This is a genomic window from Arenibacter palladensis (assembly GCF_900129275.1).
Classification (GTDB): Bacteria; Bacteroidota; Bacteroidia; order Flavobacteriales; family Flavobacteriaceae; genus Arenibacter; species Arenibacter palladensis.
This window is the reverse complement of the sequence record NZ_FQUX01000005.1, coordinates 329,393-352,671: the sequence shown is the minus strand read 5'-3', so window position 1 is coordinate 352,671 and position 23,279 is coordinate 329,393. Positions and strand designations below refer to the sequence as shown.

18 protein-coding genes and 1 pseudogene are annotated in these 23,279 nt (G+C 40.2%); 14 read left to right on the top strand and 5 right to left on the bottom strand.

Annotated features, from left to right (window positions below; translation table 11 throughout):
* Positions 1 to 303: pseudogene (locus tag BUA60_RS15520) on the bottom strand (IS3 family transposase); the annotation flags it as partial.
* Positions 304 to 645: 342 nt separating this feature from the next.
* Between BUA60_RS15520 and BUA60_RS15515 the strand changes: the two are divergent.
* The gene (locus BUA60_RS15515) at positions 646 to 2,724 is read left to right on the top strand and encodes a fibronectin type III domain-containing protein (protein WP_072863220.1); all 2,079 of its coding nucleotides are present in this window, start codon (positions 646 to 648) and stop codon (positions 2,722 to 2,724) included.
* A 183-nt stretch (positions 2,725 to 2,907) separates the two neighbouring features.
* Here the strand turns inward: BUA60_RS15515 and BUA60_RS15510 are convergent, their stop codons facing one another.
* Both BUA60_RS15510 and BUA60_RS15505 read right to left on the bottom strand, forming a co-directional pair.
* Entirely contained in the window at positions 2,908 to 3,726 is an 819-nt protein-coding gene (locus BUA60_RS15510) for a hypothetical protein (RefSeq protein ID WP_143153205.1), read from the bottom strand.
* A gap of 147 nt (positions 3,727 to 3,873) precedes the next feature.
* Entirely contained in the window at positions 3,874 to 4,836 is a 963-nt protein-coding gene (locus BUA60_RS15505) for a bifunctional Delta(1)-pyrroline-2-carboxylate/Delta(1)-piperideine-2-carboxylate reductase (RefSeq protein ID WP_072863217.1), read from the bottom strand.
* A gap of 897 nt (positions 4,837 to 5,733) precedes the next feature.
* On the opposite strand from BUA60_RS15505, the gene BUA60_RS15500 reads away from it, so the two are divergent.
* Together BUA60_RS15500 and BUA60_RS15495 are read left to right on the top strand one after the other, a co-directional pair.
* A complete protein-coding gene (locus BUA60_RS15500) occupies positions 5,734 to 7,464 on the top strand; it encodes a PQQ-dependent sugar dehydrogenase (RefSeq protein ID WP_245802563.1) in 1,731 nt (576 codons plus the stop codon).
* A gap of 228 nt (positions 7,465 to 7,692) precedes the next feature.
* Complete coding sequence (locus BUA60_RS15495) at positions 7,693 to 9,951, top strand: ligand-binding sensor domain-containing protein (RefSeq protein WP_072863215.1); 2,259 nt, start codon at positions 7,693 to 7,695, stop codon at positions 9,949 to 9,951.
* 91 nt (positions 9,952 to 10,042) lie between these two features.
* On the opposite strand, the gene BUA60_RS15490 is transcribed toward BUA60_RS15495, so the two are convergent.
* Positions 10,043 to 10,720, bottom strand: a complete 678-nt coding sequence (locus BUA60_RS15490) for a LytR/AlgR family response regulator transcription factor (RefSeq protein ID WP_072863214.1) — start codon at positions 10,718 to 10,720, stop codon at positions 10,043 to 10,045.
* Positions 10,707 to 11,738 carry a sensor histidine kinase gene (locus BUA60_RS15485; protein WP_072863212.1) on the bottom strand — a complete coding sequence of 344 codons (1,032 nt, stop codon included), beginning with the start codon at positions 11,736 to 11,738 and terminating at the stop codon, positions 10,707 to 10,709. The genes BUA60_RS15490 and BUA60_RS15485 overlap by 14 nt, the downstream gene beginning before the upstream one ends.
* Positions 11,739 to 11,929: 191 nt before the next feature.
* Here BUA60_RS15485 and BUA60_RS15480 point away from each other — a divergent pair, with 191 nt between their 5' ends.
* The 11 genes from BUA60_RS15480 to BUA60_RS15430 all read left to right on the top strand — a co-directional run bounded on the left by BUA60_RS15480 (position 11,930) and on the right by BUA60_RS15430 (position 23,279).
* Positions 11,930 to 12,220 carry an EF-hand domain-containing protein gene (locus BUA60_RS15480; RefSeq protein ID WP_072863210.1) on the top strand — a complete coding sequence of 97 codons (291 nt, stop codon included), beginning with the start codon at positions 11,930 to 11,932 and terminating at the stop codon, positions 12,218 to 12,220.
* Between the two features lie 35 nt (positions 12,221 to 12,255).
* Entirely contained in the window at positions 12,256 to 13,263 is a 1,008-nt protein-coding gene (locus tag BUA60_RS15475; protein WP_072863209.1) for a YHYH protein, read from the top strand.
* A 56-nt stretch (positions 13,264 to 13,319) separates the two neighbouring features.
* Positions 13,320 to 14,897, top strand: coding sequence for a carbohydrate-binding domain-containing protein (locus BUA60_RS15470; protein ID WP_072863207.1), 1,578 nt, complete (start codon positions 13,320 to 13,322; stop codon positions 14,895 to 14,897).
* A gap of 25 nt (positions 14,898 to 14,922) precedes the next feature.
* The gene (locus BUA60_RS15465) at positions 14,923 to 15,585 is read left to right on the top strand and encodes a DUF6702 family protein (RefSeq protein ID WP_072863205.1); all 663 of its coding nucleotides are present in this window, start codon (positions 14,923 to 14,925) and stop codon (positions 15,583 to 15,585) included.
* Positions 15,586 to 16,055: 470 nt separating this feature from the next.
* Entirely contained in the window at positions 16,056 to 16,820 is a 765-nt protein-coding gene (locus BUA60_RS15460) for a YHYH protein (RefSeq protein ID WP_072863203.1), read from the top strand.
* Positions 16,821 to 16,831: 11 nt separating this feature from the next.
* Positions 16,832 to 17,431 carry a toxin-antitoxin system YwqK family antitoxin gene (locus BUA60_RS15455; RefSeq protein WP_072863201.1) on the top strand — a complete coding sequence of 200 codons (600 nt, stop codon included), beginning with the start codon at positions 16,832 to 16,834 and terminating at the stop codon, positions 17,429 to 17,431.
* Positions 17,409 to 18,101: an SCO family protein gene (locus BUA60_RS15450; RefSeq protein WP_072863200.1), complete on the top strand. Its 693-nt coding sequence runs from the start codon at positions 17,409 to 17,411 to the stop codon at positions 18,099 to 18,101. Before BUA60_RS15455 ends, BUA60_RS15450 begins: the two co-directional genes overlap by 23 nt.
* A gap of 5 nt (positions 18,102 to 18,106) precedes the next feature.
* Positions 18,107 to 18,871: a hypothetical protein gene (locus BUA60_RS15445; RefSeq protein WP_072863198.1), complete on the top strand. Its 765-nt coding sequence runs from the start codon at positions 18,107 to 18,109 to the stop codon at positions 18,869 to 18,871.
* Between the two features lie 469 nt (positions 18,872 to 19,340).
* Positions 19,341 to 20,924: a sulfatase family protein gene (locus tag BUA60_RS15440; protein ID WP_072863264.1), complete on the top strand. Its 1,584-nt coding sequence runs from the start codon at positions 19,341 to 19,343 to the stop codon at positions 20,922 to 20,924.
* A gap of 41 nt (positions 20,925 to 20,965) precedes the next feature.
* On the top strand, positions 20,966 to 22,345 hold the full coding sequence (locus BUA60_RS15435; RefSeq protein ID WP_218587930.1) for a sulfatase family protein: 1,380 nt from the start codon (positions 20,966 to 20,968) through the stop codon (positions 22,343 to 22,345).
* 151 nt (positions 22,346 to 22,496) lie between these two features.
* The gene (locus BUA60_RS15430; RefSeq protein WP_084532621.1) at positions 22,497 to 23,279 is read left to right on the top strand and encodes an SGNH/GDSL hydrolase family protein; all 783 of its coding nucleotides are present in this window, start codon (positions 22,497 to 22,499) and stop codon (positions 23,277 to 23,279) included.

Here is a 23,279-nt window from a genome sequence, read left to right as displayed (position 1 = left end):
CATCGTATTAAGGATCTTGTTCTTCAACTTCGCGTCAGATAGCTCGCGTTCTAAACGCTTGATCTTCTGGGCAGGGGTTTCTTTGGATTTTGGCATTTGATGTCGAATTGGGTTGCTCCAATCTAAGGTACCATGTTTTCTCAACCAGACCAAAACAGTACTTCTACCTTGAATGCCATAAGCCTTCTGTGCCTGCTTATAGGTCATTTCGCCTTTTTCAACTTGGGAAATAACGGCCAATTTAAAACCTAGATTGTAATCGCGTTGTGTCCGCTTATTACCTGTAATCTTTGAATGTTTCATAAATAAGTCGATTTTGTGTCAACTTATTTTAGGACGGGACATTTCAATATTAAAAGCCTTCAACGCAAGTTGGAGGCTTTTTTCGTTCAGTCATAGAGTGATTAAGAACCGTCCTTTCCGAAAATTTTATGTGCTCAAAATGTAAGAATAGATGTTCCCGTATGGATCTATAAAAAGTAGATTTTAGCATTTTGAGCAAGTAAATTAGTTTGGATTATTGCTTCTCAACTACCTAATTAATAATCTAAACGATTTTTCGTCAACGAATTGAGTAATTCAATATATTTACGTGCCTTTCTAGGGGTGTAGAGGGTTTTTACAATACTAATTCATTGATTGATAATGAGCAAAAACTTTACCTTGAAAGGAATGATTGCCTTGTTATTTGGCTTCATTGTTTTGATGTCGGGATGTTCTTCAAATGAGGATGATTCACCTTTTCAATCCGACCCTTTCTACCAAGGTGCACTCTTGAATGCAGATTTAGAATTGTTAAACCAATATTGGTCTGTTTATGAAGTCAACTATCAAAAACAAACGGCAGAAGTTCCCAAAACCTATGGCAATTGCGACAGGGACTTTTTCACTTTTTTGGATGATGGCACCTACAAAGAGTATATTATTCCAAACTCGGGCTGTATTCCTGAAGAACAGGATTTACAATGGAGTTTCGATCGGGGAATCATAACTTTAGCAAATTCGTTTAAGGACTTTAATGAAATGGTTATTGTACAGCTCACGGCGGACAAGTTTGTTTTTAGGGCGAAATATGATTTTGATGAGGACGGGGAAGAAGATATTTTCCAGTTTTTGGCTAAACCTTATAGTCCCAATGAGAGCTATTTTTATAGCAATAGTCTTGAGTGGGACGATTCAATTAACAATAAAATAAGGTTGACTTGGTCGGAATATGGTGGGATAAACATTTTCGACCGCTATGAAATCTATTTGAGCGGTGAAAATTGCGATATTTCCAAATCGGTACTTTTGGCTACTATAAACGATAGGAGCGCCACCTATTATGAAGATCTTGACCCGCCCGTAAAAAATCAATTGTGCTATTTCCTAAAAGTGTATACGAATAAAGGATTGTTGTTTGTGAGCTATCCTTATAGCATATCGCCAGAATATCTTAATGTGCCAAGTGTAGCATTGGAAGCTCCCTTGGTTCAAAATGACAAGATTTCCCTTCAATGGCAAAAATATGAAGGGCTCTACTTTTCGCATTATGAAGTTGTTTTGAAGAATTACTTTGATAGTTACGGATCGATCTCTCAAGAACGATCGCTTATCGAAATAACGGATATCAATACCACCAGTTTTACTGATGAAGCCCCTCCCTTATTGAAAAATCCAGTATATGAGGTTCGGGTACACAACAAATTAGGGAAACAGAACTTTTACAATCCTCAGGTTGTAGCAAGCGCTAAAGAGGCCAACTACCTACCGGACAGGGTAATTGACCTAAAAAGCATTTTCAATTTCACGGCTTCCCCCAATGAAACCGTAATATTTTTAAATGGAGGTAAAGATAATTTTTACGATTCTTATATTATGCGTTATAATTACGGAACCCGGGAAGTGGAAGCCTATTCAAACAATGCAACTGCTATCAATGGAAACGGTAGGAATGATCTTAAAGTCATCAATTCATCTATAGGACAAGAACTAATGTATCTTAAGTACGATGGTATTTCGGTATATGACCCTCAAACTTTGGAGTACAAATACGATCTGAAACTCAGTGGATCAAGTTCTTTGAATGACTTTATTTACCTTGGCAATGATCGTTATCTCCTGTTGGACAATAGTTATGCTTATACCGTTGTACGCGATTTTTCGAACCTTACCCTTATTGACAAACAAGAGCACTTTATGCAAAACCTGGGCCAGTCTGGTTACAATGTTTTGCAAATTAATGACGGCCGCATTATCATTGGGAATAGGGATAGCGCCCAAAGTATAATTTTTAGTATAAATGCAGAAGGTAATCTGGAGGATAAAACGATCATTGATGTCCCCTTAACAGCAGGATCGGCAAAAGAAACTGTATTTAACCCGAGGGATAACAGTATCATTAATTTCAGGGAAAATAGGATGTATGATCTGGCCAGTTCATCCTTTAGATCATTTGAACAACCTTATTTTCCTGTAGCCATTAATGTAGATGGGAGTAAGATATTGGGAACCAACAATAATCCAGAATGGAACCTAGATGCTGCCTCATTACATGAAAAGAAGGTTAGGACCCTTAATTTGACCACCTCCAATTTGGAAATATTGGAAACGGAGGGATACTCTCATTATCTATTCGAAAACCACCTGGGACAGATTGTCTCGTTGTCCACATTTTACAAAAGACCGAAAGCAAATTACCCCTATGATCGACCGGATTTTTTCATAGAAATAGTAGTTCCCTAGGCAATTAATATTGGATCTCGTTATCATTTAAATTTGCTACTTTTCACCCCCTTGTGTGCGAGTTCAAATACGTTCTGATTACTAAAAAACTTTAACGCAAGTTGGAGGCTTTTTTCGTTTTAAGAATTGTCCAACAATGTATTTGATTGGAAGAAGTGAAATTTTGCAAATTCCTTACCGTCCTTATTCCAACGGGTAGAAGGGTTTCACTATTACTCCTTCATCACTGAATAAAGCAGATTTTTCAGCATCTTGAAGCACCGATGTTATAAGATGGACTTTATGATTGATCAAGGTGCTATCCTGAACTAACCGGATACCGTGGCTGTAATCGGCGTAAGTTTCGCTATGGCCAGCGTAGACTGGCTGGATAGGGGTTCCATTTTGGAAATGCCAGCCATAAATTACAACTGGCTTGGACGATTTTTCATAGATTTTGTTGGAGATAATAACATCCTTTTTATGTCCGGCCACCAAATCTCCCAAAGGAGCCTGTAAAAGGGCTTCTTTCCTTTGCCTTTGTAGTAGCATATTGTGCTCCCACATTACAGGAATTGTTGTCATTTGAGGACTAGGGGGAATAGGTGTGGGGGCCATTTTTAATGAGGCATTGCTCCATATTTGATCTACCATTTGTTTGGTTGGAAGGGTGAAACCAATGGCATTCGCTATTTTCTGGGCCAAAATTGGGGTCATGGGCATCAGGAAATAATCGGTATCAGAGCCAACAGCCAAATAATCTGGAAGAACAAAATAAGTTACAACATAAGTGGAATTCTTGATGGTTTTTGAAAATGTAATGGGAGTCAGTTCACGTAAAAAATTGGGGACATTTCCCTTCAAAACCTCTTGGTAAATCTGTTTTTCCCTGTCTTCCACGCTTAGGGTTTCTATCCAATTTTTAAAAGTGCTACCTGAAATAGCATCATTGGCACGAGGCGGAAGGGGTAGTTTTTGAGCCTTAAGTATCCCCGAAACGCTCAATGCTAAAATTAAAAGCATGACGGCAGACCTGTTTAATGCCGAATAAAGAGTTTTATTCATACTTATTTAAGAGTGTATTTTTTCTAATTTTTTGGTTCCAAAACCCGGTGCATATTTCAAGTTTGATCCATTTTAATTAAGGTTTGCGAACCCTTGCCTATGCCATTATTGTTTATTTTGGAACATGTTGTAATAATAGGTAGCCGCGGCCAGGTCTTCCAAGGCATGTCCAACCGACTTAAACATCGTAATTTCCCCATCGTTTTTCCTGCCATGTTTTTTTTGGGAAGTGAGTTCAATCAAATCGGCCTTGATATCCGCCTCTTTCAAAACACCACTTTTTAATGGAATAACAATATCCCCACTTTCTTTTAAACCGCCTTGATAAGTATCTACATACACCTCCGCTTTTGTAACCGTTTCATCATCAGCCTCCCGCATATCTACCTTATATGCTCCTACCAAATCCACATGTTGCCCGGGTTGTAGATATTTTCCCAAAACAAGGGGCGTTTTGGATAAGGTGGCCGAGGATATAATATCGACTTCAGAAATTTTATCCTCAATTGCTTTTATGGGTTGAATATGGAAGGGTGCATTATTTAGTTTCTCGCATATGCCCATGGCCTTGGAATAATCCCTTCCCCATATATAGACCGTTTTTAATGGACGTACACTGGCATGGGCCAATATTAAATTGGGGGCAAGGGCTCCCGTGCCAATCATTAATAGGGAGCTGGAATTTTTCCTTGATAAATATTGTGAGGCCAAAGCAGAGGCAGCGGCCGTTCTTTTTACGGTTAAGCTTTTGGCCTCCAGGAGTGCAAGGATGCCGCCCTTCAAAGCATCCAAATAAATATACGTGCCCTGAATGGCCGGAAGGTTAAACTGACCATTTTTAGGACTCACAGTAACGATTTTTACTCCTGCCTGTTTTCCCGGCTTCCAAGCAGGCATCAATAACAAGGTTGAATCCTCTTTTACTTCGGGATTGGGAAAATCGTGATGATGTCTCATGGGCACCATGGTATCCTGGTCGGAAAATGCATCCCTTAGCGCACTGATAAGGCTGGGGAAATGGGTGTTTTGCTCTATAAAACTAGCCGGAATTTGGGTTATGTTATCCATGCGGCCAAAGTTATAAAAATAAAGGAGAGTTAGGGAAGGTTGACGCTCGGCTACGTAATTGAATTTGTTAGATACCGCCCAAGGAATGTGCAGAGGTAAAGTTGCATTGGCAATTGGAATAGTCCTTTGGGACCTAATGGTTGTAATTATGGTTCTGGCAATATATTAGACCTCTAATTAAATATTCAGCTGCTAAGCTGGAACTGGCTATAAAGGCCTTGCCTGCCAAATTGGATAGTTCCCCCGAAAACCTTTTCGGCAAGCTGGCCAGTATGCATTTAATTTGTGATCAATTCAACAGAAATGGAGCATGGTCATAAGAATAAACCAATGGCCCATAATCTTATTTCATAGGGCAAACCTATATTGATAAAAAGAGAATCCCTTGCGGAAAACCGCAAGGGATTGAATTCTTTTCCAGGGTAGTTGGAATTTACCTTAAAGGGGTGTTATAGGTTGCATTATTTGGCCGTTGGAATCAATTAGTTTTTTGGGATTACTTTTCGACTAACGGTCCGTTTAAAACAATCTTTGCTTTGGGCTCACCAGCTTATTAAAGTATACAGAACCCTCATTGCCATCCGCCGGACCAATATGGGTTTTAAGTTTATTGCCGATAAAATATCATAATCATCCACTAAAAATAATTTGAAGTCACTTAATTATTTAAACAAATTTGATTAGCTTAGGAGGAGTTGTTTGGTTTGTGAATCAGGTATTTATGTTGCCGTGATAAAATATTAAATCTGACTTCCAATGGCGACAGAAATAGAGACGTGATTTGTCTACTGATCCATGGTCTTATAGTTATAGTAAATTATAGATGTAATCTTCTTGGTACCGAAAAGGAAATATAAAGAAATGGTAGTTCTCCTCCGCTTAAAAAGCATTTTGCTTATGTTACTGGTTTCGGGCATTTTGTTGCATTGCAGCAAAAGTTTACCGCCGGGAGACCCCGATAATGGGGGATTAGTGCTTCCTGAAGGTTTTGAGGCGGTAGTGGTAGTGGACAGTATAGGGTCTGCTCGGCATCTTGCGGTCAATGACAATGGTGATATCTATATTAAAATGCGATTTGCCCATGAGGAAGGTGAAAATATTGGTCTCCGAGATAACAATAATGATGGAAAAGCGGACCAAATAGAACGGTTCGGGGTATTTGATCAGCGTGGTTATTACGCCACAGGAATGCGGATATACAAGGATTATTTATACTACAGTACCGCCAGTACGGTATATAGACAAAAGTTAACAAGGGGCAAGTTAGTTCCGGAAAGTGAGCCGGAAGTTATGCTTACGGATGATTACCAGAATTCTCCTTTTGGCTATTCACATATTGCCAAGCCACTAACTTTTGATGGGAATGGCCATATGTATGTTCCCTTTGGTTCCCCAGGAGATGTTTGTCAATCAAAAGAACAGAATAGAATGCCAGGCGCATTGGGACAGGATCCATGTCCGGAGTTGGAATGGCATGCCGGTATATGGCAATTTGATGCCAATAAACCCGGTCAGACACAGAAAGACGGATACCGCTATGCAACTGGAATTAGGAGTGTGGTGGGAATGGATTGGAACCCTTACGATAATACCTTGTATGTCTTACAACATGGCCGCGACAACCTGAACCGTAACTGGCCCGAATACTTTTCGCCTTGGCAAAGTGCTATGTTGCCCTCCGAAGAATTTCTTAGGGTGAAAGAGGGTACCGATGCTGGTTGGCCTTATTACTATTACGATCATATGCAGGGCAAAAAATTACTCAATCCCGAATATGGGGGAGATGGAAAAAAGGAAGGTGATGGGGCCAAATACGAGCAACCTATAATTGGTTTCCCGGGTCATTGGGCACCAAACGACCTGCATTTCTATCAAGGGAATCAATTCCCTGAGCATTATAAAAATGGGGCATTTATCGCCTTCCATGGTTCCACTATCAGAGCTCCTTTTCCGCAGGCCGGTTATTTTATAGGTTTTGTTCCATTTAAGGATGGAAAGCCCGGGGAATGGGAAGTTTTTGCTGACGGATTTACACAGGTCGATAAAATAGTGGATACCGACGATGCAGGATACAGGCCCATGGGTATTGCCATGGGACCTGATGGGTCATTGTATATCAGCGAAAGTGAACATGGCAAAATTTGGCGGGTAATGTACAAAGGGGACAAGAAGAATTTTGGTAAGGACCAACTTGCACAAATGGAAAAGCTCAAAAACTTACCGCATATCAAAACTCCAGATGAGATTAAGGATGATCTTACCCCGCTACGGGCAGAAGCTGGGTCAGTATTATATAACAAATACTGCGGAGCCTGCCATATGGCCAACGGTAAGGGAGACGGTAGTAGATTTCCACCTATCGCTGGTTCCGAATGGGTCAAAGGGGACCAAAAAAGACTCATAGATGTTGTATTGAGTGGATTAAGTGGGCCGATAGAGGTAAATGGCAAAACATATGACGGCGTCATGCCGCCGGTAGACTACTTGGAAGATGAGGAAATTGCCCAGATCCTGACCTATATCAGGAAGGAATTTGGCGATAATTCCCCTCCCGTTGGATCCTACTACGTAAAAGAGGGCAGGTACTATGCAAGAAAGAAAAAAGAGGCATTAAAGGGTGGGATGTAATTGGTCTACAGAAGCTTCCTCGTGTGTAAGATTATTTTTTGGGACGGAGTTTTGTGTTGGAAAAGAGTAATTCAATCCAGCCATTACAAAATCTTTGATTACAGTCAAGTTAAATTTTTTAGTGTTAGATGACCGTGAAGGTTATTAATTAGTAAAGGTTTAAAATTGATTTTGGCATATATCCAGGGCTTGGATTAACTTTAGTGCCAAACCGATCAACTATTTGAAATGAACAAAGCTATTTTCTTTCTTTTTATTATTCCAATTCTGTCAATAGGTCAAAACAAGGATCTAAGATCCAAATTAAATTCAAATGCCATTGTCGCTTATATAGATAAGCCTTTTGCTCAGGAATATCATGAGGCATTTATTGTTGCCGAAAACAGTGAAGACGCCAACAATGTTAGGGCCATTCAACCAGATTTGGAGGGAGGCATCTGGATTGCCACCAAAAATGGCATCTACCAAAAGGAAGTCGGTTCAAGGGAATGGAAGATAGTAATTAGCGGGGATAGCCAAGGCCCGGCCTATGACGTGGCAATGGACAACGATCAAAATGTTTGGATGGCTACTTGGAATGGGGTCTATAGGAGTGGAACTAGGGAAATCCAAAAAATGGAAGGACCTAAGCCGCCCATTGCCAAACTGCTATCGGCAAAAGAGGGGGTTTATGCCTTGGGGCCATATGGAATATGGTTGTACCGGGATAAAAAATGGGAGAAAAAGGAATATAATACTGCAAGAAGTATTCGCACCGTATTGTCGGACAATAACGGCGGACTTTGGATAGGTACAGATGTGGGTTTATACCACTGTAATGATGAAAAAACTACGGCATATCAAGGAAACGACGATTTGATCAGTGCTTATGTTAGGGGAATGGATTTTGACCAAGAGGGAAATCTATGGATAGGGGGCTTGGGGGGAGTTTCCATTAGAAATAATGCTGCAAAAATTGGCGAAAAAACGCCTGAAGATGGGATTGTCAATGCCAATGTAACTGCTGTGGCAAAGGGACCCGATGGTAGAATGTGGGTGGGTACACATTACGGGATAACGAGATTTGTCCCGGGAGAAAAAGAGTATTCCGTTAGATCGGGCAGGCGTTGGCTGGTATCCGATCAGGTGAGGGATATTGCATTCGACCAACAGGGAAATGCATGGGTTGCCACAGCCAACGGAGTAAGTGCCATAATCAACAGACTAATGACACTTGAAGATAAGGCGGACCATTTTTATGATAAATTGATAAGGCGCCATGTCCGTGAACCTTGGATAATTGCCCGTTCCAAATTAGTGGTACCAGGCGATACCACGACCATACAATCCGAGGACGACGATAATGATGGGGAGTTTACCTCCAATTATCTGGCCATGGAATCCTTTAGGTATGCAACGACCAAAAATCCGGAAGCCAAGGAAAGAGCCAGAAAGGCCTTCGATTTCTTACATTTTTTAAGGGAAGTAACCGGTGGGGATGGTTTTTTTGCAAGGACCATAATTCCAGCTTCCTGGGAGCAATCACATGATATGAACCGCACATACACCGAGCGCGAATTGGCCGAGGAAATAATTGAAAATCCCAGACAAAAGCCGGTAGAAAAACGTTGGCATGTTTCCAAGGATGGTAAATGGAAATGGAAAGGCGATACCAGTAGCGATGAGATTTCCGGCCACCTATTCGGCTATTATTGTTACTATAACTTGGTGGCCGATGATAAGGAAAAAAAACGGGTATCGGATCATTTCAGTAAAATTATGGACCATCTCATAGAGAACGATTTTAACCTAGTGGATGTGGATGGGACCCATACCAAATGGGGAGTATGGTCTCCGGCCATTCTGAACCACAATCCCGATTGGGCTCCGGAAAGGGCATTGAACTCTTTGGAGTTGCTCGCTTTCTTGAAGTTTGCCCATCACATGACCAAAAAAGAAAAGTATCAAAGGGAATATTTGAAATTGATAAAGGAAGAAGGGTATTTGGAAAACGCAAAAACCTTGCATAACACCAACCCTTCATGGGAGACTTATTTTGATATCTTTTTGTCCCTTTACATGTATCCAACCTTAATCAACTATGAAGAGGATCCAGTACTGAAGAGGGAGTATCAAGATCATTTGGAGCAATGGTTCAATAAGCATAAAAAAGCAAAGAGTCCCATGATCAATTTTACGTATAATTTATTGGCAGGAGGAGATGAGGAACTGGATAATTCCATTGCCTTTTTAAAGGATGCTCCCTTGGATTTGGTAGATTGGTATGTTGACAATGCACAAAGGGAAGACCTTAAGGTGGTGCGGCAACCTATTCTTGAAGAGCTTCAGACAGCCTTGCGTCCGCCAAGTGAGTACCGAACCATGAGATGGGATCAAAACCCTTATGCTGCGGTTAGCGGCGACCCGTCTCAGGAAAAAGAACCTGTTTATTGGCTGCTACCGTACTGGATGGGACGATATTTAAACTTGATATCGGCGGAAAAGTAAAACTTAGTGCAATCAAAAGCCTTAGCAATAGTCCAATCAAAATTTGATGTTTGCTGCCCCAAAGTCACCACTTTTCATTCTAGAATAATCCTTAAAAAAGATTCTTTTTTACCAGCTCATAATAACTGGCACTTACGGGAATGGTGGCCTTTTCAATCAGCAGATCCCTGCCCTTTAGGGCGTTAACTTTTGCTTTGTTAACGATGTAAGATCTATGGACCCTCATGAAAATTTGTGCTGGGAGCTTTTTCTCCAGTGCGCTAAGGCTCTGGTTGCTCATAATCTTTCCCTGCGGGGTGTGATAAATGACATATTCGCTATCGCTCTCGATATAAAGAATGGAATCAAACTTAATTTTATGTAGGTCATAGCCCGATTTAACGATTATTGAATCCTCTGAGGCTTCCTGGTCAGTGTCTGTTTTTATTTTGTTGACAGCCTTTAAAAAGCGTTCAAAAGTTATGGGCTTTAAGAGATAATCTATGGCATTTAGTTCAAAACCTTCCAAGGCGTATTCCGAGTATGCCGTTGTAAAGATGACCTGGGTGCCGGGTGGAACCATTTTTGCAAACTCTGTACCTTTAATTTCGGGCATTTGTATGTCCAGCAGCAATAGATCTATTTTTTGTTCCTTAAGTACCTTTATGGCATCCAAGGGATTTTCGAAATCGGCCACCAATTCCAAAAAATTCACTTTTGCAACATAGGTTTTGAGAAGGCTTCGTGCCAACTCCTCGTCGTCTACAATTAAACATTTAATGGTCCCCATTCAGATCTATGTGTAGTTGAACTTTAAAAGTAGTTAATTCTTTTTGGATCTTTAAAGTATGTTTTTTTGGATATAGTATTTCCAATCTTTTCTTTACGTTTTCCAGGCCTATTCCTCCAATTTTGTCTTTTTGAATCGATTCCTTGGGGATGCTGTTTTCAATTTCAAAATCGATGTTTTTGTCGTCGGAGAAGATACTTATTTTTAAAAAGGCATCTGTTATCTTTTCTAAATTACCATGTTTTAATGCATTTTCAACAAAGGGAATGAATAGCATGGGTGCTACCTGCACAGCATCGTTTTTTATTTGAAACTTCGTTTGTATGGGATAGGTTTTACTGCTTTTTAAGACGTACATGGCCAAATAGTCCTTTATATAATCAACCTCCTTGCCTAAAGGAACATAAGCTTGTTCACATTCGTACAAAACATAGCGCAACATGTTGGAAAGGGTACTGATTCCCTGCTGGGTCTTGTCCGAATTGGTAACCGAAAGCGCATAAATATTGTTTAGGGAATTGAACAAAAAATGTGGGTTGATCTGTGATTTCAGTAGCTTTAGTTCAGTCTGCAAATTTTCATTCCTGTTCCTAATATTTTCTTCTTCCTTCTTTTGTGCAAACAAAAATGTCTCCACAAAAGTGGCTAGTACATAGGCAATGGACAATACCAAAAAGTGGATCAAAAATTGTGGCGGTACCCTGGGGCGCATTGCAGGTGGTGGACCTGCCTGGCGAGGTGGTTGACCTGAAATCAGTCCTATCAAAGGATCGGAAATCATTGCTGCGCAGAAAATAATTAGGGCCAAGGAGATCAATATAAAGGAGGCATACCTTTTTTTGAACAAAAGTGCGGGTGCCGTGTAATAGATCAGAACGGCAATGACCACAATTTGCAGAAGAAAAGAGGCCGCGTTCTTTTTGGCAAAAAGTGCGTCATCTGTCATAAGCAACCAGGCCATGAGCCAAACGGCTAGCCATAATACCGTGTGAAAAAGAAATCGTTTTGTTCTGTCCATGGTACAAATTAAAGGAATTAATTTTCATCACAATGCAAAAATAGGCCATCCAAATCCTTCTTAATTTGAAGTTCGCAGATGCTAACACTTCATTCGCTTAAAACCTCCGTTGCTTCATTGAAAGTAGCCATTTGGCATTCAACCATGGGCCATCTTTGTAGTCCAAAGAATGAATTTAAAAAAGAATAACAATGAAAAAAATGATAGTAAAATCGGCAGTGTTAACCGCAATGGTAACCTTATTTTTTAGCGCTAACCTTAGTGCACAACAGTCTCAAGGTGGGAAAGGACAAAAAGAGCCTCCATCCGTAGATGAAATTTTTAAGGAAATGGACAAAGATGAGGACGGAAAATTATCCAAAGAAGAATTAAAGGGTCCTATCAAAGATGATTTCGATAAGATAGATACGGATGAGGATGGCTACATTTCTAAAGAGGAGTTGGAGAAAGCACCAAAACCTAAAGGACGTAAACGTGAATAGGTGAATGACTTAAGTGTAATTGTATAACTGAAACTATGTCGAATAAATTTTCATATTTAATTGTGGGTACCGCACTCCTCATGTCATGCCTCAGCTGTAGCAATGATAGTGAGGATACTACAGGCGGCACGGATGATAGTGAAACAGTGGATGACACCGCGGTTGTAAATGTTGAACCATCTTACTTTTTTACGGCAGATGGATCGGTCACAATTACTACCATACCATGTACGCTTTCAGATGGCACCGTAACGGATTGCTATCAAATTGTTACCTCCAGTTTGGCTGGAGATCACGATATGGGGCCTTGGTGCCCGGACAATATCGCCGACGATGCAGAGGCAGGGGGCATATGGCTGGAAGGCGGGGAAGTTTATGATGTGGATGGTGCCTTTGTTGAAAATTTGGCGACATTTTACAACGATACCAATTGGCTATTGTACGATACCAATGGAGATATTTATGTAACCGATACGGAAGAAGATTGTGAGAATGCCGCCAACCCAAATGTGGGTGCCGAATATGAGAACTTCTGCGTAGAATGCCTTCCTTCCTATATTACCGATTTAAGTCAGACTTGGTTAATACCAGTAACGCCAGTAATACAGGCTAGTCCCACTTTGTTTACTACCGCTGGAGGAGGGCCACCGGGAGCAGGCAATACGGCACCTTCAACCCGTGGGGTAGCTTTGAACGGGATTGAATTTTCTGCTCCGGCACCTGTGGATAATATACTTGGGGCATATACCCTTGCCCCTTTTGATGATGCTGGTGGACATATTAATGTACATCAAGGTTACCATTACCATGCAGCTACAGGATTTGGGACACAAATATCGCAAGACGATGGGCATGCAGCTTTGATCGGATACGCCTTGGACGGAATTGGAATATATGCCTTGGAAGATGCCAATGGCGATAGCCCTTCCGACTTGGATGAATTAAGGGGGCATACTGATGATACTAGAGGATATCATTACCATGTAGACGCTGCCGGCAATAATAATTTTATAAATGGTTTAAAGGGAGCTTACGTCAATTAAAATAGTGCTTAGAAAGAGTCTTGACAAGATTGGTGTTTATCTAAAATAAAGGAATTATGAAGTACACAATATTTAAAAAAGTAGGGATTTTAGCTGTAGTATTCGCTGTTTTTGCAGCTTGCAGTAGTGATGATGAAAGTGAGATCGATATAGTTGCAACATCAGAAGATATTGTAATTACAAGCACAAACTCTACAGGCACTGCTGAAGGGGATACCGATAACACAGGTGCCGATGAAGATGATTTAGTGGAAAATGCCACTTTTGGAAATACAGTGCAAATTGTATTTTCAAATACATCAGCTACCATTACAAATCCTGTTCCAGATGATGTGGTAATTACGCAAGACGGTGCCGATGTTGTCATTAATTCCTCTATTTCAGAAGTAGCTTATGAGGTATCGGGAACAACAAACGATGGTATGTTAAAAATTTATAGCGATAAAAAATTCAAATTATCGTTAACTGATTTAAGTATCACCAATACAGACGGACCTGCGATCAATATACAATCTTCAAAAACTATTTTTGTGATATTGGAGGGTAAAAGTAGTTTGACCGATGCATCAAGTTATAGCAATATCCCTGATGACGAAGATGCAAAAGCAACATTTTTTAGTGAAGGGCAATTGGTTTTTAGCGGTTCTGGAGCATTGAACGTTGCAGGAAACTACAAGCACGGTATCGCAAGTGATGATTACGTTAGGGTAATTAGCGGAACAATCACGGTTACAGAAGCAGCATCGGATGCCATACACACCAACGATTACATAATTGTAGACGGGGGTACGCTTAATTTAACGGCAAGTAGCGACGGAATGGATTGCGAAGAAGGCTATATTATTATCAACGATGGAACATTTAACATAAATGCTGTTGATGATGGAATTGTAGCCTCTTATGACATTGATGATGAGGAAGAACCAGATGATTCCATTACACCCAACGTAACTATTAATGGGGGCGATTTTGTGATAAGCACTTCCGAAGGCGAAGGAATAGAAGCAAAGGGAATAATGACCATTAATGACGGTACCATAAATATCTCTGCTTATGATGATGGTATAAATGCTATTGGGAATTTATATATTAACGGAGGGCACATCTATGTTTATAGTACCCTTAATGATGCCATTGATAGTAACGCAGGGATTACCATTACAGGTGGTACAACCATTGCTATATCAGTAAGGACCGATGAACCTGATGGTAGTTTTGACACCGATGATAATCTATTTAAAATTACCGGAGGAACCATTTTGGGATTGGCATTAAATACTTCATTTCCTACAGTAAGTGAGAGCACCCAAAACTCGGTGATTTTTGATGGAGTTAGCTCAAATACACTATTAAATATTCAATCGGAAGATGGTACGGAAGCCCTTACTTATCAAGTGCCCTATAGCGTAAATACCATTATTTACTCCAATGCAAAATTGGAAACAGGTAAAACTTATAAAATTTACACAGGCGGAAGTGTAAGTAGTGGTACTGAAGTTAACGGATTGTACACCTCCGGGACATATAGTGGAGGAACATATTTAGGTGATTCGTTTACCATAAACAGCACAGTTACACAAATTGGTGGAGATTTGGGGCCAACTGGAGAGCCCGGTGAAGGGGGCCAGAGGTAATTAAAATTATAAAAAAAATAAACAGATGAAAAAATACATGTTACTGTTAGTTGCGTTGGGGTTTTCAATGGCAAGTTTTGCCCACAATCCCAATGTTTCCACCACAATGCTGGTGGAAAAGGGAAATAACAGTTGGGTATTACAGATAAGTGCATCCTTAGCAGCTTTTCAGCAGGAAGTTAGGACCCATTTTGCTGAAACACCTTATCAAACTCCAGAGGAGTTTCAACAAATGGTGTTGGAGCATATTAAAAACAACCTTCATATCAGTGTCAATGGGGGAGAGGATATAGCTTTCGGGAATGGAGCCGTAAAACTTGGACATGAAACCATGGTGGTTTTCGAAGTATATGAAATTCCCGAGGATATAAATTCAGTGGTTGTTATAAACACGGCCTTTAAGGACATTCACCAAAATCAAAGTGCCTTAATTCTTTTAAAGGAAGGATATAACAAAGAACGTTTTGTTTTGAATAATGCCAACGATCACACCCTTTCGTTGGCGGTAGATGGAAATCAATTCGTGGAAGTAGGTAAAAATGAAGCTAGTTTTTTTTCGACCGGTATAGGGGTCATTGTATTGGGTGTTGCAGCGATTTTGGTTGTGGGGTTGACAGTGTTGGGGGTAGGCCATTTATTTAATAAGTCCAATAAATCTAAAGAAGTGCCTCTTACCGTAGTTCGCTGATATAAATTTTTGGGTACCTCTAGCGGAGATTTTAGGAAATAACAACTACATAGTAGCGATATATCAGCTATGGCCCCTTATGTTCAATGAATAAAGAATAATATGGCGCATTCTAATCAAAGTAATTGAAATACAATTTAACAAAGATAATTAGCTAATGGAATTATGGAAAAACTTATGGGGCCTATTCAAAATTTCGGGTAATGAACCCAATCTATGGTGGGCCTTTATTGTTTCATGTATTGTAATTGTACTGGCTGTGTTGGTTATTTATAAAATGATAAAACCCGTAAAATAGCCTAAAGCCTTCAGGCTTAAAATTGATTTACCGATCCATATCCATTATTGACTTAAAAGAGTGGGCAGTTCATGGATTTGAAGATTTTCATGTTGCCCAATTTACGAGATTTGTTTTAAAATAAATTCAGAATAGACAAAAGTAACAACGTAAACCCCCAAAATTGAAGGATATGAAAAAAGAAACAAAAGTGAATAAATATATCACTGCAATAGCACTGGGCTCGGCCTTGCTGTTAACTACCCTAATTGCCTGTAGTGCCGATAGTGCTTCCGATGAGGATACTGAAGAAACTGTTGTAACCGAATTGCACGCTGCATTTTCAGCCTTTAATTCCGATGCCACCACTATTTATTTGGATGGGTCCAATGTAGTCATAGAAACTACTGGTTTGCCCAACCATGAAACGGTTTATTGGGGAGAAGGAAATGCCCTTTATAAGGAGGAACCCGATGTGGCTAGAACGCCAAGCATCATGTCCAGTAACAACAACGCTACTACCATTGTGGTGGATGCAACCCCTAATTTAACCGGTAGCACAGTATCCACCCAACTGAATACTATTGGCATTGCCGTAAGTGGGGCTTCCATTTTTAACGATCAGGAAGGAGGTGGTCCATTAAATCAGGCTGCGGCTAGTTTGGATTGGACAGGTGCCCATATTGGTCCTGGTGTTTATCACTACCACTTGGAGCCCAAAGCCTTCACCGATGATGATGAGAATCTAGTAGGGATACTCTTGGATGGGGTTTTTCTCTACGGTAGAAAATGTACTTCCACCGGGACCTACCCAACAGATTTGGATGCTTCGGGCGGACATACTACGGCTACCCAATATACGGATGGCGAAGAGGAGTACCACTATCACATCATCAATGAATTGTATTCAACAACAGGATCTTATTTGGCCTTTGCCGGTCCATATCGGGGATACTAAAAAAAAGGACTATGCGACCATTACTTTTATTAATTGTTACTGCCTTATCCCTTATAAACTGTAAAGACGCCACTGATATAAAAAGCGAGGAGGGGAAGGCTATTGTAATCTCCAATGTTGAGGTATCCAAACAGGATTTGGACCTTAACCAAATTGAAGGGAAATGGTATTATAAAAACCAGCCTTACAATGGGTATTCGGTGAAATTTCATGCCAATGATACCTTGGCAGAAAGACTAGGGTTTCTAAATGGTAAAAGGGAAGGTATTGCAAGAAGATGGTCCGAAAATGGAGTGCTTAGGGTAGAATCTACCTATCATCAAAACAAATTGGTAGGAGTGTATAAAAGCTGGTGGGAAAATGGGGTGTTGGCAGAAGAATCCCATTATGTTAATGGCCTTAAGCAGGGTGAAGAAAAACAATGGTATGCCACCGGGCAATTGTCCAAAGTTAGGCAAATGGCAGAAGGGAAGGAAGAAGGATTGCAAAAGGCCTGGCTGCCCAATGGGAAAATATATGTTAATTATGAAGCCAAAAACGGACGCATTTTTGGAATGCTAAGGGCTAATTCATGTTATAAATTGGAAGATGAAGTTGTTGTTAGGGATTAAGAATAAGGGGTTGGTGTTGGTTTGTTGGTTGGCATTTTTTACTAGTTGCAAGAATCAAGTAAAAAAGGAGACTGTTGAAGTAGTGGAGACCAGTAGGGTGGAATATCTTCCCTACTACAGCGATGAATCCTTTACGCCATATTGGTTAACCCCAAATAGTGAAGAGGAAAAGAGTTTCCATAAAATTCCGGATTTCAGTTTGGTAAATCAATTGGGGGATACGGTATCCCAAAATACATTTGATGATAAGATATATGTTGCGGATTTCTTTTTTACCACTTGTCCTGGTATTTGTTTAAAAATGACGGGTAATATGGTAAAAGTGCAGGAGGCATTTAAGGACGATCCAGAAGTATTATTGTTGTCACATTCGGTAACTCCCTCTATAGATTCTGTCCCCATACTTAAGAATTATGCCGAAAAAAATGGAGTAATGGATAATAAATGGCATTTGGTTACAGGGGATAAAACGGAAATTTACAACCTGGGAAGAAATCAATATTTTGTAGAAAACGATTTGGGGGTGCCAAAGGATATAAACGACTTTTTGCACACAGAAAACTTCTTATTGGTAGATAAAAACAAACATATTAGGGGTATTTATAATGGGTTGAACAGGGCATCCATAGCCCAACTAATTACAGATATCAAAGCCTTAAAACTGGAGTAGTTGCTATGCGTTTATTTGCAAAAATTAGGCGGGGTTTCATAATTTCCGGCAAATTCAAAAATTATCTGTTATATGCCTTTGGAGAAATATTCCTAATTGTTATAGGTATCCTAATCGCGTGGAAAATCAACGATCTTAATGAAATCAGGAAAAATAGGATAGTGGAGATGAAAATCTATCATAGCCTGTATGAAGAATTGAATACAAATTTGAAAGTTCTTAATGAGGGCATTGTTAAGTACTCTGGCAATATTAACAGATTGGAAGCTACCATGAGCTACATTGGCCTGGCTCCCGAACAGATTACGCCAGGGGCCAAGGATACCATAGTGCACATTAATTATGCTCCAATGGTCTTGTTGGACGGGGCCTTAAATTCTGTTATCAATACTTCTAAATTTGAAATTATTGAAAGCGATTCCTTAAAAACCCTTATAGCCAATTATCCCACTGAAATTGCTGAATTTAAGATTACAGACTCAAAGATCAATGAAATAGTGGTCAATCATTTGCAGCCGGTATTGGAAAAGCATCTTGCCTTAGTGGATATACTTCCACAGGAAAACCCAAAATTTAATAACCTTCGGGACTTTGGACAAGTTTCCAATTATTACACATTATTGAATACAAAGGAATATCAGAACGCCTTGGTAGATAGATTGATACAAACTGAAAATCTTTTGACCCAGGCCAAAAAATTAAGGAATAGGACCCAAGTCATGGGCATAAAATTACGACAGGAGCTAGGGTATCCGGAAGAAAATTTATAATAGCACCTCTTTGTGGGCCAGTAAAAATTAGTGCTTTAATAGACCTATGTTTAATGGGGCCAGTTTAAGTTACTTCGGAAAGCAAAGATTTTGTTGGTTCGCATTTTAAAAAAGATGTTGATTCCAAGAATAGACTGAGGATAGATAAGTGTTGTTTATTTCCTATTAAGTATAGGGGAAATATTCCTCTTAGTTAGATTTAAAAGGGAGGTAGTTCCTCCCTTTTTCTATTCATTTGATACTAAATCCAAAAAAAATCAGGAAGTCAATTCAATCCAATTCAGGTTGTTTTTAGAGTTTCAACCATCACCCTTGATTATAAAATGAAGTCCAGCAGGCATAAACCCTCTAGGAAACAGCCTTCAAAAACGGTATAATTATGCCAATAATCAAAGCTAAAAGCTATCTTTTGTTTTTAAAAGTTAATTTTACAGATGTTAAGTTTTAAAACAAATAAAACATGATGAAAATGAAATTCATTGGAGCTGTTCTTGGTTCTGCGCTATTATTAACTATCTCAAGTTGTAAGAATAAGACTGAAGAAAAATCAGTGGTCCAGTCGGAAAGACCCAATATTCTTTTTATAATGTCCGATGATCATACCGCTCAGGCTTGGGGGATTTATGGGGGCATACTCAAGGATTATGTGCATAATCCGAATATTAAACGGTTGGCCGCAGAGGGTTGCGTTTTGGAGAATTGTTTAGTTTCCAATTCCATTTGTACTCCCAGTAGGGCAACGATCCTCACCGGTCAGTACAGTCACATTAATGGGGTTACCACCTTGGGGGCGGGCCTATCCCCAAACCACAATAATATAGCAAAAGAGCTGCAAAAGGGTGGTTATGCCACATCTGTTATAGGGAAATGGCATTTAAAACAGGAGCCGGCAGGGTTTGATTATTATGCCGTATTGCCAGGGCAGGGGGATTATTGGAACCCAAGATTGAAAACAGCGGATAATTGGGAAGACTACTACGGTGGAGGTAAAGTAGTGGAAGGTTTTAGTACGGATATCATTGCCGATAAAACCATGGAGTGGATAGAAAATAGGGACAAATCCAAACCCTTTATGGCCATGTGCCATTTTAAGGCGACACATGAACCGTATGATTACCCCGAACGTTTTAGTCATCTATATCGCGATGAGGAAATTCCAGTTCCGGATTCTTTCTATGATCAAGGAGCGGAAACTAACGGGCGGGTCTTTAAAGGACAATCCATAGACAACCTACAAAAGCGTTATTTGGCTGCCACTGCCGATCCGGAATTGAGAAAGGATTATATGGCCTATCCGGAATTGCCATTTTCGGTTGAAGGCCTTAGCGCAGATGAGGCAAGAATGAAGACTTATCAAAAATTTGTAAAGGATTTTATGCGCTGCGGAGCTGCCATTGATGACAATATAGGCAGGTTGTTGGATTATTTGGAAAAATCTGGATTGGCAGAAAACACCATAGTTATTTACACGGCAGATCAGGGTTATTTCTTAGGGGAACACGGTTGGTTCGACAAGCGTTTGATCTATGAGGAATCCATTCATATGCCATTTGTCATAAGATACCCAAAAGAGATTCCTGCTGGGACCCGAAATGCCGATATCATAGAAAATGCCGATTTCTCGGCCCTGTTTGCAGATTATGCCGGGATAGAGTATCCGGAAACCATGCAAGGCCATAGTTTTCGCGAGAACCTAAAGGGGAATACCCCCGCGGATTGGCGTAAGCATGGCTACTATAGGTATTGGGACCATAGCAAAGACCGACCTGGCCATTTCGGAATTAGGGGAGAGCGCTACAAGCTTGCCTTCTATTATGGAAACGGACTCAAGGTAAATGAATATACCAAAGAAGAACAACCAGATAAATATTGGGAATTTTTCGATTTGCAAAAGGACCCCAAAGAACTGCATAATGCATATTCCGATTCGGAATATCAGGATGTTATTTCCGAAATGAAAGAGGAGATATTAAGGCAAAGAGAAGCCTTGGGGGATACCGATTCGGATAATCCGGAAATACATCAAATTATTGCTGACCATTGGGAAAGTTAGGGAAACTAGGCCATAACAATAAAGGATTAAATGATGTGAATATGATGCAGTGTACTAGATTTTTATTGGGATTGTGGTTGTTTTTATTAGGCTCCGTTTTTTCCCTTAATGCGCAAAAAAAACCGTCTAAGCCCAACATTATTATTGTCTTTACGGACGATCAAGGTTATCAGGACGTAGGCGTTTTTGGTTCGCCCCTGATTAAAACCCCAAACCTTGATCAGATGGCTGGAAACGGTATGAAGTTTACCGATTTTTATTCGGCTTCACCCGTGTGTTCCCCATCAAGAGCGGCACTGTTAACGGGGGCTTACCCAACTCGGGTTGGGGTTCCTAAAGTACTATGGCCAAACTTACCAGGTGGATTGCCAAATGAGGAACTGACTATAGCCGATATGCTTAAAATCCAAAACTACGCTACAGCTTGTATTGGGAAATGGCATTTAGGGGATAAGGATCAATATATGCCCACAGCCCAAGGTTTTGATATGTATTATGGTATTCCATATAGCAACGATATGTCCGTGTATCCCAAGGCTAAAGTATCGGAAAATGTTTTGTTTAGAGAAGGCATGACCATAGATAGTTTGAGACAGGAAAAATGGAGAGGAGGCGTCGTTCCATTAACAGAACAAAATGAAATTATTGAATACCCCGTAGATCAATCGTCATTAACACAGCGCTACACAAAAAAAGCTTTGGAGTTTATTGAGGAGAATAAAGAAGAACCGTTCTTCTTATATCTAGCACATTCCATGCCCCATATTCCCTTATTTGCTTCCCCAGAATTCAAGGGGAAAAGCGCACGAGGTTTGTACGGTGATGTGATAGAAGAAATTGATTGGAGTATGGGTCAAATTTTAAATACTTTGGAAGCCTTGAATCTGGATGAAAATACACTTGTAATTTTTACATCGGACAATGGTCCATGGAATCTCAAGAATGGTCATGGGGGTTCTGCCCTGCCTTTGAAAGGCTATAAATTTGAGACCTACGAAGGCGGAATGAGGGTTCCTATGATCGCCCAATGGAAAGGGGCCATACCTGCCGGGACTGTTTGCTCTGAAGTGGCCTCTACTATAGATTTATTGCCCACCATCGCCCATTTGACCGATAGCGATATACCAGGGGAAAAAGTGGACGGAAAAAATATTTGGCCACTATTGGTAGGAAAGAAAAAGGCTTCGCCACATAAAAAAGACGGATTCTATTATTACAAGGAATGTACGCTTGAGGCGGTGAGAAAAGGTGATTGGAAATTAAGAAGGACAGAAGGTAAAATAGAACTTTACAATTTGGCCGAGGATATATCCGAAAGCCAAAACCTGGCCCAGGAGCATCCTAAAATAGTGCAAAAGCTGATCAAGATGCTGGACGATTTTGACACCGAATTAAAAGCGGACAATAATAGGTATCGGTAAAGGCACATTTAAGGATAGTGGTTAGATGATATTTGGGATAGATCGTATTGATTTGTAGCTTTCTTAGGGAGCTTCATTTACCCAATGCAATAGGAACTAAACATTCAGAAAAAACGGAACTAAAACTTCATAGTTAAATAATAATGGTGAAATGAAAAGACTGGAGTTTTTAAAAAAAGCTGGTGCGGCCAGCGTTGGACTAGCACTGCTCCCGCAGGTATATTCGTGCGGAACCAATAAAAATGTAGCCGAAACTGCCTGGTCCGGGTTAAGGGCACAGGACGGACCCGTATTTTCCTATATACACCCCAAAAAAGGTGTACCAAATGTCTTGCTCTACGGAGATTCGATCTCCATAGGTTACACCACCACGGTTAGGGAAGAACTGGCGGGAAAAGCCTCGGTGTTTAGAATTTTCAGCAATGGTATTTCTAGCCACGACTTTATTCCTAAGATGGATAAACTTGAGCAAACTATGTCTAAACCGCATTTAAAAGGGGGGTGGGATTTTGAATGGGACGTGATTCATTTCAACGTAGGACTTCATGACATAAAGTACATGAGCAGTAAGGGAATGGATAAAGAAAATGGAAAGATCATTTCCTCTGTGGCGACCTACCAAGAAAACATGAGGGCCATATGTGAATACTTAGAACTCAATTTTCCTAATACTAAATTGATTTTTGCTACCACTACCCCCGTTCCCGAAAACGCAAACGGGCGTTACGCTGGCGATGCCAAAAAATATAATGAAGCCGCTTTGGAGGTATTAAAGGACTATCCTTCTGTTATTATAAATGACCTATATGGCTATACCCTACCCAATCATGAAAAATGGATGGTAAAACCTGGCAACGTACATTATAACAAATTGGGCACAACGGAACAAGGAAAGAAAGTAGCCGAAGTAATCCTAGAACAACTAAACCAATAG